The following is a 12,891-nucleotide window of genomic DNA, read 5'->3' on the forward strand; positions in this document are numbered from 1 at the left end:
GAGTTTGCGACATGGCACAGATCCGCCACTGGGGGCAATGCGCCACCAGGGACGAATGAGCTGAAAGTGTCCACCGAGGCCGCCAGTTCGGCACCCGTGGTCCGGACCAGTGCCGGACCGCCTCCTCGGCGCCGACGCCCTGCCCTCAGCCGCCCCACCTCGCTGTACGGGGCCGCCGCCCTCGCTGTACGGGGCCGCCGCCCTCGCTGTACGGGGCCGTTGCCCCGGGCTCGACGGGGCCGCCGCCCGTGCTCGACGGGGCCGCAGCCGCCCCGCGTTCAGCGAGGCAGCACCATCACATAGGCGGCCGGCTCCCGGTCCGCCGCCGCCATCAGTGCCGTCCGCACCACCGTCGCCTGCTGGGCCGACGCCTCGCGCAGCTTCCTCGGCGTGAGGTGGACGACGGTGACCCCGAGCCGCTCCAACTGCTCCCTCTTCGCGGCGCACGCAGCCCACTCCGGGTCGGCCTGGACCCGGCCGCCCCTCCGGCCGGGCACGCCGTGCCGCGGCGCCCGGGAGTCCAGCTCCACGGCCACCGCGTGATCGGGCCAGTAGGCGTCGACCCCGCCCAGGCGCGGCCCGCCCGGCAGCCGCAGCTCCACGTTCCACACCGGGTCCGGCAGCCCGTACTCGCGCACCATCGCGTACAGCCGCGCCTCCGCCACCGCCCGCCCTTCGGCCAGCAGCGCGTCCACCGCGGCCACCACGGCGGGCCGCCCCAGCAGTTTGGCCTCGCTCAACTCGGCGACCAGGGCAGCTGGTTCGCAGTGCCCGTCGCGTACCGCCTCGGTCAGCAGCCGCCGGACCTCCGCGGCGTCGGCCGTGCCCGCCACCGCGTCCGCGACGGCCCGCTCCGCCGGGGCGACGGGCAGCCCGCCCACCCGCACCGGGTCCGGCATCGAGGCGGTCCGCAGCACCTCCACGAACCGGGTGGACCGCAGCCGCCGGGTGCGGGGGACCAGCACGTCGATCCGGTGCAGCGCCCCCAGCTCCCCGGCCCAGGCGAAGCCGTGCAGCGCGAGCGCGGCGACCCCGGTGACCATCGCCTCCCCGTACCCCGTCTCCGACGGGCCCGCCCCGCCGCGCCGCGCGGAGGCCGGCGGGCGCCCCGCGTACAGCAGCGCCCCGTGCAGCCGCTCCCGGCCGGTGGGCGGGCCCGGGTGCAGCAGGTAGACCCCCGGCAGCAGGTGCTGCCAGGCGCCGCCCGGCATGCACTGCGCCGACGTCTGCGCGGCGGAGACGCCCCGCGCCCTCAACTGGGCGGCGGACAGCACAAGCTGCGTCACGTCGCCGGGGTGCAGGGGGAGGCGCGGGAGACGGGCGGAGAGCGGGGTGTTCTGGGTCATGTCCCGGGGTTTCCCGCCCGTGCGGGCGGCCCTAACCCCTGTTACACGCCCGTCGACATTCCCGGACAACGCCGTCCTAAAGTACGGACGTTCGACGACCGAAATGGGCCTTCGCGCCGGGAATGGGGGAGGGGCGTCCCGGGCGGATGTACGAGCGCCGCTTTCACGCCGCACGCACGCCGTACCCGGGCGCCCCTCGATCACGCCCCCGCAGTCGCCACCCTGCCCGGCCCGGGTACCTCCCCGTGAGACCCCGTACCGCCACGCTCGCCCGGCCCGAGCGCTCCCTCGGTCCCGCCCCCCGGGGCGACGCTCGCCCGGCCCGAGCGCTCCCTCGGTCCCGCCCTCCGGGGCGACGCTCGCCCGGCCCGAGCGCTCCCTCGGTCCCGCCCTCCCGGGCGACGCACGCCCGTCCCGAGCGCTCCTCGGTCCCGCCCGTACAGGCACGTCCACCGGGCCGGAGTGCCCTTCGGTCACGCCCTCGTGCTCACGCGGCCCGGGTTGCACTCCGGCCGCGCGTTCCCGCGCTCAGGCCGCCCGGCCGGAACTTCCGCACGCAGGCCGCACTCCGGCCGCGCGTTCCGCGCTCAGGCCGTGGCCCGCCCGCGCGTTCCCGTACTCAGGAAGCGGCGCGGTCGCACTCCTGCCCGCGCAGGGCCCGCGCGAGATCGTCCCGGGCCTCCAGCACCAGCCGCCGCAGCGCCGGGGCCGCGTCCTCGTGCTCGGTGAGCCAGGCGTCGGTCGCGGCGAGGGTCGCGGGGCTGTCCTGGAGACCGGGGAACATCCCCAGCACCACGTGCATGCCGATCTGGATGGACCGCTCCGCCCAGATCCGCTCGATCACCTCGAAGTAGCGCTTGGCGTACGGAGCCAGCAACTCCCGCTGCGAAGGCTGCCCGAAGCCCGCGATGGTCGCCTCGACCAAGGCGTTGGACAGCTTGTCCGACTCCACCACCGCCGCCCACGCCTGCGCCTTCACCGCCTCCGAGGGCCGTGAGGCCAGGCACCGTACGTGGTGACGCTTGCCGGACGCCGTGTCGTCACGGGCCAGTTCGGCGTCGATCGCCGCCTCGTTCGCCACCCCGTGCGAGGCCAGCGGGGCGAGGAAGGCCCAGCGCAGCTCCTGCTCGACGTCGAGACCGTCGATCCGGGCCGTGCCGTCCAGCAGCCCGCCCAGCAGCCGGAAGTCCTCCTCGGACGAGGCGACCGCTGCGAAGAAGCGGGCCCAGGCCAGCTGGTGCTGGCTGCCCGGCTCGGCGGCCCGCAGCTCGCGCAGCGCGCCCTCGGCCAGCGCCCGGCCGCCTTCCTCACGCCAGTCGGGCGCGGCGTAGTTGACCAGAGCCGACCGCGACCAGGCGTGCAGCATCTGGAGCACGCCGATGTCGCTCTCGCGGCCGGCGAACGCCAGCACCAGCGCGACGAAGTCACGGGCCGGCAACAGGGCGTCCCGGGTCAGCCCCCACAGGGCCGACCAGCACAGGGCGCGGGCCAGCGGGTCCGTGATCTCGCCCAGGTGATCGCGGAGCGTGGCCAGCGACCCCTCGTCGAAGCGGACCTTGCAGTACGTGAGGTCGTCGTCGTTGACCAGGATCAGATCGGGCCGCTCGGAGCCGGCCAGTCCTTCCACCACGGTCCGCTCCCCGGCCACGTCCACCTCGGTGCGCGCGTACCGCGTCAGCTCGCCCTCGGGGGTACGCCGGTACAGGCCGACCGCGATGCGGTGCGGACGCAGCTCGGGATGGGAGGCGGCGGCCTCCTGGACGACGGTCAGCTCGGTGAGGACGTCCGCCGCGTCGTACGTCGGCACCGGGGTGAGCGTGTTGACGCCCGCGGTCTGGAGCCAGGAGCGCGACCAGGCCGTCATGTCCCGGCCCGACGTCTCGGCGAGCACCGACAGCAGGTCCCCGAGCCGGGTGTTGCCGTACGCGTGCTGCTTGAAGTAGCGCCGCGCGCCCTCCAGGAACGCGTCCCGCCCCACGTAGGCCACGAGCTGCTTGAGCACGGAGGCGCCCTTGGCGTACGTGATCCCGTCGAAGTTCAGCTTCGCGTCCTCCAGGTCACGGATGTCGGCCGTGACGGGGTGGGTGGAGGGCAGCTGGTCGGCGCGGTAGGCCCAGGCCTTGCGGTTGTTGGCGAAGGTGATCCAGCCGTCGGTGAAACGGGTCGACTCGACCATCGAGAAGGAGCCCATGAAGTCCGCGAAGGACTCCTTCAGCCACAGGTCGTCCCACCACTCCATGGTGACCAGGTCGCCGAACCACATGTGCGCCATCTCGTGCAGGATGACGTTGGCCCGCCGCTCGTAGGCCGCCGAGGTGACCTTGCCGCGGTAGATGTACTCCTCGCGGAAGGTGACCATGCCCGGGTTCTCCATGGCCCCGAGGTTGTACTCCGGCACGAACGCCTGGTCGTACTTGCCGAAGGGGTAGGGGAAGTCGAAGTGGTCGTGGAAGAAGTCCAGGCCCTGCTTGGTGATCAGGAAGACGTCGTCCGCGTCGAAGTGCTTGGCGAGCCCCTTGCGGCACATCGCGCCGAGCGGGATGTCCAGCGTGCTGCCGTCGGCGAGCGTACGGCTGTAGTGGTCGCTCACGTAGTGGTACGGGCCGGCGACGACGGCGGTGATGTAGGTGGAGATGGGCTGGGTCTCCGCGAACCGCCACACCCCGCCCTCCCGCGACTCCTCGGCCCCGTTGGACCAGACCCGCCAGTCCTCGGGAGCGGTGACCTGGAAGCGGAAGGGAGCCTTCAGGTCGGGCTGTTCGAAGGTGGCGAAGACACGGCGGGCGTCGGCCGGCTCGTACTGGGTGTAGAGGTACACCTCGCCGTCCTCCGGGTCGACGAAGCGGTGCATGCCCTCGCCGGTCCGGCTGTACGCGCAGCGGGCGTCGACCACGACGACGTTCTCGCCCTCCAGGAGCCCGTCCAGAGCCACCCGCGTCCCGTCGAACACGGCAGCCGGGTCCAGGGCCTTCCCGTTCAGCGTCACGGCGTCCACACCCGGCGCGACCAGGTCGGCGAAGGTCGAGGCGCCGGCCAGGGCGGAGCGGAACCGGATCGTGGTGAGCGACCGGAACGTCAGCGGACCGCCGTCCCCGCCGGCCCCCTCGGGCTCCCCGACGGCGGACCGCAGGTCGAGAGCGACCTCGTATCCGTCGACGGTCAGCAGCTCGGCCCTCTTCTGGGCCTCGTCGCGGGACAGGTTTTCACCGGGCACGGGCACTCCTTCGTGACGCGCGTGTTGTGTCGTGTTCGAACCCATTGATCCTTGCATGCGTCCTCGCGCGGCGGCAGGCAGGGAATGGGTCGCCCCCGGGAGGCGTTCCCGTTCGATGGTGAACACGACGTCCGTGTGACACGCCCTGCCGTGCAACACCCCCCTCGGAGGAGAGACATGTCAGAGAACACCCCGGCGAACGGCAAGACCCCGGTCGATTTCTGGTTCGACCCGCTCTGCCCCTGGGCGTGGATGACCTCGCGCTGGATGCTGGAGGTGGAGAAGGTCCGCGACGTCGAGGTCCGCTGGCACGTGATGAGCCTGGCCGTCCTCAACGAGGACAAGCTGGACGAGCTGCCGGAGGAGTACCGGGACATGCTGGAGAACCAGGCCTGGGGCCCGGTCCGGGTCGTCATCGCCGCCCAGCAGCTCCACGGCGACGATGTGGTCGGCCCCCTCTACACCGCGCTCGGCACCCGCTTCCACAACAACGGCGAAGGCCCCACCCGCGAGGCCGTGGCTGCCGCGCTGAAGGACGTCGGCCTGCCCGGGGACCTTGCCGAGTACGCCGACCGGGACACGTACGACACCGAGCTGCGCGCCTCCCACAAGGAAGGCATCGAGAAGGTGGGCCAGGAGGTCGGCACCCCGGTCATCGCGGTCCCCGGCGCGGACGGCGAGCAGATCGCCTTCTTCGGCCCGGTGGTCACCCCGGCCCCCAAGGGCGAGGAGGCGGCGAAGCTCTGGGACGGCACGCTGCTGGTCGCGTCCATTCCCGGCTTCTACGAGATCAAGCGGACCCGGACGCAGGGCCCGATCTTCGACTGACGCGGGCCGGCCGGCGACCGCGGGTGTCCCGCCCCCGCGGGTGTCCCGCGACCGCGCGTGCCCGTCCGGGGCCAGTGGCCCCCGCGGGGGCGCGCGGTCGCGGGACGGGCTGTTGATGCTCCTATTGGCTGTCAGTGGTGCCTCGTACGGTGTGAGGCATGCGAATCGCACCGGAGATGATCACGATCGACTGCGCCGACCCCCAGGCCCTGGCCGCCTGGTGGGCCGAGGCGCTCGGCCTCGAGGACACCCAGGACTACGACGGGTTCGTCGTCCTCGCTGCCACCCCGCTGGTCCTCGGCTTCCAGCGGGTGCCCGAGCCCAAGCCCGGCAAGAACCGGGTGCACATCGACTTCTCCTCACCCGACCGCCCGGCCGATGTGGAGCGCCTGGCGAAGCTGGGTGCGACGGTCCTCGGCGAGCAGTCGATGCAGGGGATGACCTGGACGGTCCTGAAGGACCCGGAGGGCAACGAGTTCTGTCTGGCGGACGCGGGCAGTCACTGACCGGCCCCGGAGTCCGGGAATCCCCGGGGGCGACCGCCCCCGGGGAACCACCCGCCCGCCCCGGGGTCCCGCTGCTTCGTCACTTCATCCCGAGCACCTGCTCCAGCGGATCGATGAGGAAGTAGACGAGGAAGAGCGCCGCGGTGCCCCACAGCAGCCAGTGGACCTCGCGCGCCTTGCCCAGGCACGCCTTGATGACCACGTAGGCGACGAAACCGGCGCCGATGCCGTTGGTGATCGAGTAGGTGAACGGCATGACGACGATGGTGAGGAAGGCCGGGATGGCGACGTCGTAGCGGTCCCAGTCGATGTGCTTGACCTGGGTCATCATGAGGAACCCGACCACGACGAGGGCGGGCGCGGCCGCCTGCATCGGCACGATGGTCAGCACGGGCGTCAGGAAGAGGGCGAGCGCGAACAGCCCACCGGTGACCAGGTTCGCGAAGCCGGTGCGGGCCCCTTCGCCGACACCCGCCGCCGACTCGATGTAGGTGGTGGCCGACGACGAGGACGTGGCGCCACCGACGACGGCGGCAGCACCGTCGATGAGCAGGACGCGCCCGAGACCGGGCACCTGGCCCCGCTCGTCGAGAAGGCCGGCCTCCGCCGTCACACCCACGACGGTGCCCATCGTGTCGAAGAAGTCGGACAGGATCAGGGTGAAGACGAGCAGGACGACCGTCAGCACACTGACCTGACCGAACGATCCGAGCAGATCGAACTGGAACAGCAGCCCGAAGTCGGGCGCGGCGACGGGGTTGCCGGGGATCGAGGGCGACGTCAGGCCCCAGGCCCTGATGTCGGCGATCTCGTTGATCACGATGGCGAGGGCGGTCATCAGGACGATGCTGAGGAGGATCGCGCCCTTCACCTTCCGGGCGACCAGGACGATCGTCAGGAGCACGCCGAGGCAGAAGACGAGCATGGGCCAGCCGGTGAGCGTGCCGGTGCCGAGCTGCACGGGCACGGTGGAGTTCGCGGCGTCGGGGATGCGGGTGACGAACCCGGCGTCCACGAAGCCGATGAAGGCGATGAACAGACCGATGCCGACGCTGATCGCCTGCTTCAGGGGTTGCGGGATGGCGTGCATGATCGCCTCACGCAACCCGGTCATCACCAGGACGCAGATCAAGACCCCCTCCAGCACGATGAGCCCCATCGCGTCCGCCCAGCTCATCAGGGGCGCGATCTGGAAGGCCACGACGGCGTTGATCCCCAGGCCCGCCGCCAGGGCGAGGGGCAGGTTGCCGCCCACGCCCATGATCAGCGTCATCACCGCGGCGACCAGAGCGGTGGCGGTCACCAACTGCACGCTGTCCAGCTGCTCACCGAACTTGTCCTCGGCGCTGCCGAGGATGATCGGGTTGAGCACGAGGATGTATGCCATCGTGAAGAACGTGGCGAATCCACCACGTATCTCCCGCAGGTAGGTCGAGCCGCGTTCACTGATGCGGAAGAACCGGTCGACGGCGCTCCCCGATGCTGCGGGCTTCGCGTCGGCCGGTGGTGGGCTGGTCGGACTGGCGTGCATGACAAAGTCTCCTGGGCAGGCGGACGAATCAGGGGGACGGGTGGGCGCCGGCGCTGCCCGAAGCGCGTGGCAGGCACTGTGCGAACGCACATGCGGCACCTTGCGAGCGGATCATACGCGGCGCCCGGGGGAGCGCAACTACCCGCGTAGAGCGTGTAGTTGGTACCTTTTCGCTCCTGTGCGTTCCTACGGAATCGACGGTGACCTTTTCCCTCAAACCGGCAGGCAGCCGACAGAGGGTATGGAAGTGGCGGTGACAGCTCCCCTACTCTCCGTGTGTGCACCCACCACTCCCCTTCAACGCGCGGGCAGCGCGCGCCCTGCGCGAGAAGCTCGGGATGGCCCCCGGTCATGTCGCCTACGGCATGCGCGCGTCCTTCGGCACCTCGCACATCACCCCCGAGCACGTGATCGCCTGGGAACGCGGGACCCACGTCCCGGACGCGGGTGAACTGACGGCCCTGGCAGGCGCGTTGTGGTGCCGGCCCAGTGAACTGATGGGCCACCCGGGCACCTTGCTCGAACACCGCATCGCGCGGGGCGTCTCGGCGGAGGACGTCGCACGCGCCACGGGCCTGACCCTCGACGCGTACCTGCGCATGGAGGAGGCCGGCCGGTGGACCGGCGACAAACGGCAGTCCGCCAAGCTCGGCGAGGTCCTCCGCCTGCCCCCGCGCGACTTCATCGCGATCACCAGGCTGGAGGAGGAGCTGGCCCGCCTCCTCACCGAGGCGGTCTCCACCCGCTGGCAGGCCCACATCCGTGCCATCGCCAAGCTGGTCTCCATGGACCGCCGCGACCTGAAGGCCCCGCTGCAGGCCATGGAACAGGACTACCAGGCCCTGATGACGGCCACCCTGAGCCGGGCGGGCGGCACCACCGCATCCGGCGAGGACGGCCGCCGCTACCTCGAGAACATCGTCGACCACTTCTGGAGCCGGGTGCCGGGGTCGTCGTAGGCGCGGGCCGTATCCGGTCGTGATCTGTCCGTGGGGGCACCCGCGTCTCGCGGCGTGATCCGGTAGATCCTTCGTGCACGGGTGGCAGGCATCTTCCCGCCCGGCTTCACCGGTTAGGGTCGGCGGCATGCCTGCCGAGCCCGCCCCCGTACGCGCCCTGCGTCCCGCGACCCGCGCAGACCTGCCCGCAGTACTGGCTCTGCTCGCCGATGAGGAGCGGGTGGTGGACCCGGCGGACGTCACGGTCACGGAGGCATACGAGCAGGCCTTCGCGGCGATCGACGCGGACCCGCGCAACGAGGTGCTGGTCCTGGTCGAGGATGCCGACGAGCAGGTCGGCGGGATGGTTGTCGGGTGTCTGCAGGCGACGTACATTCCCGGGCTCGGTCAAGGAGGTGCCGAGCGGGCCCTGATCGAGGCCGTCCGGATTCGTGGCGACCGGCGGGGCGGCGGGCTGGGCCGGATCCTGATGGAGCGGGCGATCGCGCGGGCCCGTGCGCGGGGCTGCGGGCTGGTCCAGTTGACGAGCGGCAAGCAGCGCGACCAGGCGCACCGCTTCTACGCCGGACTCGGCTTCACCCGCAGCCACGACGGGTTCAAGCTCACGTTCCAGGGCTCGCCGCCTCCAGTTCCGCCACCGTGCCCGACATCACCGTCCGGATGTGGCGCGTGAGGTGTTCCGCCGGCCAGTCCCACCAGGCCACCGCCAGCAGGCGTGCGATGTCCGCCTCCTCGTAGCGGGTACGGATCAGGCGGGCCGGGTTGCCGCCGACGACCGGTCACCGGCCTCCCGAAGCCCGGGGCTGCCGAGGTCTTCTGCCGCACCACGCGCGACTGGCCGAATGTGCAGGTCGCGGCTCGAACCGCAGGTTGACCCCGTGTCAGAATGATTCTTGCGCTGCATGAATGAGGCGCACGGCCAACGGGGGTTGCTGATCGTGGGTTACACCATTCCGGACGGCGTTGACACCATGCTCGACGTAGTCGGTGTCGGCTGGCCCAATGTCGACGAAGACGCGTACCGCGACATGGCGGATGCTCTGAGGGAATTCGCGGAGGATGCGGAGGACGACGGAGTCGCCGCGCACCGGCATATCCAACAGCTACTCCTCAGCGGACAGAGCGAATCACTGGCCGCTCTTGATACGCACTGGTCGAAAGTGCAGAGCAAGCACAAGGACCTCGCGAAGGCCGCCCGGCTCATTGCGGGTGCGCTTGATCGGGTCGCGGACCTGATTGTGGCCCGGAAGATCGCGGCTGTCGGGGAGTTAGCCGACCTCTGCGCCACCGTGGGTATCACACTCGCCTTCGCTCCTGTGACAGCCGGCCTGTCAACCCTTCTGGCGGGGGCGAAGATCGCGGCCACTCGTATCGCGTTCAAGAGGATCCTCAAGGAGATGGCAGAAGCTGCCGTCGCGGAGATCGTGGCCACTCTCACGGAGCCCGCGGTCGCCGCGATCGAGGATGTCGTTGCGGACCTGGCCATCCAGGCCGCGCTGAATGTGGCCGGGGCACAGGACGGGGTTGATGTCGACCAGGCGGTACGTGCGGGCGTTGGGGGGCTCCGGCTCAACTCCGCAGCGGGAGCAACCGGCCCTGGCCCTGGGCCCGGAGCCGGTCCGGTCATCGACTACGACGCGCACGCCCGTACGGGCATGAGTCTGGCCGGTGTCCAGATATCCATGCGTGAGAAGACCGGCGGAAAGCTCACGAAGGCCAAGGGGCACCACGGCCGGGCCAAGGGAAAGGACTCGCTGACCGCGGTCCTCGACACCACCATCGACGGCGTGACCGACAGACTCGGCAAGGCGCTGAAAGACCTTGGAGACCATGTCGGGAATACGTTGCCCAACTCGATCTCCAAGAGCTCGAAGATTCACAAAGAAACCGACCAGGACGTTCGCGACGGGATCAAGAAGATCCAGTCCGGTTCCGGCAGGGACGACGGTGCCGGCCGCGGGGGAGCCGGGGGCGGTGGTCGCAACGGTGGAGGGGGCGGCACACCCGGCGGCGAATCCCATGGGAGGCCGATCAGTCCGCAGCCCGCCTGGCACGGCAGAAGCGCCGGCAAGATGAAACACCATCGGCGCGACGCGCTCGATGTCAGTCACCTCAGTGAGGAGCAGCAACGGGCCGCCCTGGTGCGTGAGACGCGTCGCCTGGCGGACAATGCCCGTGACCAGGAGGCGGGGCACAACCCGCCCGGCAAGGACCGGCTGGTGAAATCCTGCGCGGGAGGGCTGCTGCATGAAGGAACCCTGACGAGTCACTCCAGCTCCACGAAGCGGCACGGACAGACGCTCTTGGAAACCCATCCCGCGCTCCAAAGTGTGGTCGACCGAGTGGAGAGGGAGATCCGAGCGGACAATGAGAACCCGGGAGCGGGGCATGGAAAGTGTGCCGAGATCGCGCTTGTGTCAGATCGGCTCCATGGCATAGAAGAAAGAGACAGGGCTGCGATAAGCACGGAAGAGGACATTCGAAGGGTCATGAAAGGCGCGCGTGTCTACTCTCTTCAGATCGGAGAGCAGGACTCTCCCACGGGATTCAAGGACCACGGTGACTACAAAGAGCCTTGTCGATCCTGCTCCAGGATTCTTCCGCTGATCGGCGTCACTGCGCACACCTAGGACGAGAACGAAGATGCCAATACTTTCAACGAATGAAGAAGTGGACGCGTGGCTGACGGAGGCCGGGTGGTACCCAGGGCGGGATGCTGTGCGAGAGGCGGCGGAGGCTGTCGCGAATGTGACCGATCGTTACCGCGCCTACGGAGTGGACATCGAACCCTCCGCGGCAGCGCTCGCCTTTATCCGTGAGCACATCTCCCTCCGAGCGGTCATCGACACCGCCCCGGAGAACTTCGCGATCTTCACCCCGCACCTTGTGTTCAAGGGGGATGCCGAGGAGATTGCCGAGCTGGCCGGAGACCTGGGCGTCAAGCTGTTCCCAGTCGGGTATGACACCTATGACGGATCCACCATTCTCATGGATGAATCCGGTCGATTCTTCTTCTCTCATCACACTGGTTCCTACTATCTGGGCAGTGAAAAGTACGAAGCCTTGATAAGTCTTATGTCCAGCAAAATGGATGATGCGGAGGATTACTTTGTCTGACTTGATTCCAGGCGTTGCCGCGTCGCTGCTTGCTCACGGGGAGATCTTCAGTCACACCAGCCTCGGTGGTGACGAGCAGCCCGATCTGCACCCGGCTGTGCGAGAATTCTTCGACGCGCTTCCCGTAGCGCAACGCGAATCCTTCATGGGCTACTGCGCCGAGTCCGCGTTGATCTCGGACCAACTGTGGAGCCTGGATCGCCAACGCGTCGATGGTGGAACGAGCACCCTCGACGACGGCGCGGTTCACCTCGAGAGCGCCGTCCTTGTCGCACAGAAGATCCGAGGCCACGGAGACCCCGAGCACGGTGCACCGGCGCAGGTGTGCCGCTCGTGCTCGGCGCTGCTCGACCGTCTCCGCGTCACCACGATGGATACATGACAGCGAACCGCGACGCACTGACGGCCGCCGGATGGCACGACGGCCGTGACGTCAGGGACGACGCGATGTCAGCCGCTCTCAAGACGATCGCGCTCGTCGAGCCGGTGGCTGATGGAGCTGCCTGGGTACTGTTTCCGGCAGCGGAACAGGCCTTGCGCGCGTTCTACGGACTGCGTATATCCCCGACGGGGCCGGGGCGTGCCGTGGCGGCCACCGGATGCGTTGTCGACCCCACCGAGGCGCGAAGCGCCTTGAGATCGTTCTCGTTGCTCGGCGAGTCCCTGGGCTCCCGGCTGTTTCCGCTCGGCCGCACGGACACGGACGCGCTGCTTGCGGTCGATGAGCAGGGGCGTCTCTTCTCGATCGACCACGGCGGTCGCTGGCTGCTCGGAGACACCGTGCGTGAGGGGCTCACAGCGCTGTCGGGAGGTGACGCACCTCACCGGATCACTGCTCGCCGGTGGGTATGGACGGCACCGTCGACGTCCGGAGGAACTCCGCTGCTCGATGCTGTCCGGACCGCGCTGGTGGCCGTGTATGTCTTGCACCACCGGCAGGTCTACAGCGCCCGCGAACTGCGCCTCACGGTCACTGCGCTGCGGGGCATCGGCACGGAGACCCTGGACCGAGCCATCCCGTTGCCCGGGGGGTCGCTGGAGGACGCTGCAGAACCTCTGGTGGCTGCGGCAGCGGCGCTGATCGAGTCCGAAGGGGCCACCGAACTGGGCAGTGAACTGAAGGTGAGCGTTGGCGGGCCGCCGCTCACCACCGCCCCGCTGTCGTCTGTCGCCTGCTCTGTGCGTACGGGGCACTACGCCGCGACGCCAACGGAGATGGAGCTCTCGTTGTCTGCAGGTATGGGAGCCTCGGTGGGCCGAGCCGGCGCAGCCGTTCGCCTCTGTGCCGAGGATCTGGGGCGATACACCCGGCAGGCGGACACCGATCGGTAGTGAGCCGAGCACTTGTACGCGCTGACCGATTGCCAAGGGGTGGGGAATCTCGCCCATC

General features: G+C 69.7%; 11 protein-coding genes and 2 pseudogenes. 8 read left to right on the forward strand and 5 right to left on the reverse strand.

Annotated features, from left to right (window positions below):
- Window positions 1–278: 278 nt before the first annotated feature.
- From KME66_RS23585 to pepN, 3 genes and pseudogenes are all read right to left on the reverse strand, one after another.
- On the reverse strand, window positions 279–1,346 hold the full coding sequence (locus KME66_RS23585) for a hypothetical protein (protein ID WP_216325651.1): 1,068 nt from the start codon (window positions 1,344–1,346) through the stop codon (window positions 279–281).
- A gap of 76 nt (window positions 1,347–1,422) precedes the next feature.
- Window positions 1,423–1,509: pseudogene (locus KME66_RS34585) on the reverse strand (phage DNA packaging protein J); the annotation flags it as partial.
- A 456-nt stretch (window positions 1,510–1,965) separates the two neighbouring features.
- Window positions 1,966–4,560, reverse strand: coding sequence for an aminopeptidase N (gene pepN, locus KME66_RS23590; RefSeq protein ID WP_216325654.1), 2,595 nt, complete (start codon window positions 4,558–4,560; stop codon window positions 1,966–1,968).
- A 177-nt stretch (window positions 4,561–4,737) separates the two neighbouring features.
- On the opposite strand from pepN, the gene KME66_RS23595 reads away from it, so the two are divergent.
- On the forward strand, window positions 4,738–5,388 hold the full coding sequence (locus tag KME66_RS23595) for a DsbA family protein (RefSeq protein WP_073216649.1): 651 nt from the start codon (window positions 4,738–4,740) through the stop codon (window positions 5,386–5,388).
- Between the two features lie 158 nt (window positions 5,389–5,546).
- Complete coding sequence (locus KME66_RS23600) at window positions 5,547–5,894, forward strand: VOC family protein (protein ID WP_073216652.1); 348 nt, start codon at window positions 5,547–5,549, stop codon at window positions 5,892–5,894.
- A gap of 79 nt (window positions 5,895–5,973) precedes the next feature.
- Here KME66_RS23600 and KME66_RS23605 read toward each other — a convergent pair whose 3' ends face one another.
- Window positions 5,974–7,425, reverse strand: a complete 1,452-nt coding sequence (locus KME66_RS23605) for an NCS2 family permease (protein ID WP_073216655.1) — start codon at window positions 7,423–7,425, stop codon at window positions 5,974–5,976.
- A gap of 338 nt (window positions 7,426–7,763) precedes the next feature.
- On the opposite strand from KME66_RS23605, the gene KME66_RS23610 reads away from it, so the two are divergent.
- Window positions 7,764–8,384 carry a helix-turn-helix transcriptional regulator gene (locus KME66_RS23610; protein WP_216329581.1) on the forward strand — a complete coding sequence of 207 codons (621 nt, stop codon included), beginning with the start codon at window positions 7,764–7,766 and terminating at the stop codon, window positions 8,382–8,384.
- Between the two features lie 127 nt (window positions 8,385–8,511).
- Window positions 8,512–9,057: a GNAT family N-acetyltransferase gene (locus tag KME66_RS23615; RefSeq protein ID WP_216325657.1), complete on the forward strand. Its 546-nt coding sequence runs from the start codon at window positions 8,512–8,514 to the stop codon at window positions 9,055–9,057.
- Here KME66_RS23615 and KME66_RS34125 read toward each other — a convergent pair.
- Window positions 8,987–9,160: pseudogene (locus tag KME66_RS34125) on the reverse strand (antibiotic acetyltransferase); the annotation flags it as partial. The gene KME66_RS23615 and the pseudogene KME66_RS34125 sit on opposite strands and share 71 nt — an antisense overlap.
- Window positions 9,161–9,286: 126 nt before the next feature.
- On the opposite strand from KME66_RS34125, the gene KME66_RS23620 reads away from it, so the two are divergent.
- Genes KME66_RS23620 through KME66_RS23635 form a run of 4 tightly spaced genes read left to right on the forward strand, consistent with a single transcriptional unit; the run spans window position 9,287 to window position 12,833 of the window.
- Window positions 9,287–11,014 (forward strand): YwqJ-related putative deaminase, encoded by a 1,728-nt coding sequence (locus KME66_RS23620; protein WP_216325660.1) that lies wholly within the window; start codon window positions 9,287–9,289, stop codon window positions 11,012–11,014.
- Between the two features lie 40 nt (window positions 11,015–11,054).
- The gene (locus KME66_RS23625) at window positions 11,055–11,501 is read left to right on the forward strand and encodes an SUKH-3 domain-containing protein (protein ID WP_253208458.1); all 447 of its coding nucleotides are present in this window, start codon (window positions 11,055–11,057) and stop codon (window positions 11,499–11,501) included.
- Window positions 11,494–11,883, forward strand: a complete 390-nt coding sequence (locus KME66_RS23630; RefSeq protein WP_216325666.1) for a YwqJ-related putative deaminase — start codon at window positions 11,494–11,496, stop codon at window positions 11,881–11,883. Before KME66_RS23625 ends, KME66_RS23630 begins: the two co-directional genes overlap by 8 nt.
- A complete protein-coding gene (locus KME66_RS23635) occupies window positions 11,880–12,833 on the forward strand; it encodes an SUKH-3 domain-containing protein (protein WP_216325668.1) in 954 nt (317 codons plus the stop codon). The genes KME66_RS23630 and KME66_RS23635 overlap by 4 nt, the downstream gene beginning before the upstream one ends.
- Window positions 12,834–12,891: the final 58 nt, after the last annotated feature.

The organism is Streptomyces sp. YPW6 (genome assembly GCF_018866325.1).
In the GTDB taxonomy this organism is placed as follows: domain Bacteria; phylum Actinomycetota; class Actinomycetes; order Streptomycetales; family Streptomycetaceae; genus Streptomyces.

Excerpts from the sequence above, each read along its gene's own strand:
- KME66_RS23605 (WP_073216655.1), bottom strand. The coding sequence starts at position 7,425 with ATGCACGCCAGTCCGACCAGCCCACCACCGGCCGACGCGAAGCCCGCA.
- KME66_RS23585 (WP_216325651.1), bottom strand. The coding sequence starts at position 1,346 with ATGACCCAGAACACCCCGCTCTCCGCCCGTCTCCCGCGCCTCCCCCTG.
- KME66_RS23620 (WP_216325660.1), top strand. The coding sequence starts at position 9,287 with ATGAATGAGGCGCACGGCCAACGGGGGTTGCTGATCGTGGGTTACACC.
- KME66_RS23600 (WP_073216652.1), top strand. The coding sequence starts at position 5,547 with ATGCGAATCGCACCGGAGATGATCACGATCGACTGCGCCGACCCCCAG.
- KME66_RS23615 (WP_216325657.1), top strand. The coding sequence starts at position 8,512 with ATGCCTGCCGAGCCCGCCCCCGTACGCGCCCTGCGTCCCGCGACCCGC.
- KME66_RS23610 (WP_216329581.1), top strand. The coding sequence starts at position 7,764 with ATGGCCCCCGGTCATGTCGCCTACGGCATGCGCGCGTCCTTCGGCACC.
- KME66_RS23595 (WP_073216649.1), top strand. The coding sequence starts at position 4,738 with ATGTCAGAGAACACCCCGGCGAACGGCAAGACCCCGGTCGATTTCTGG.
- KME66_RS23635 (WP_216325668.1), top strand. The coding sequence starts at position 11,880 with ATGACAGCGAACCGCGACGCACTGACGGCCGCCGGATGGCACGACGGC.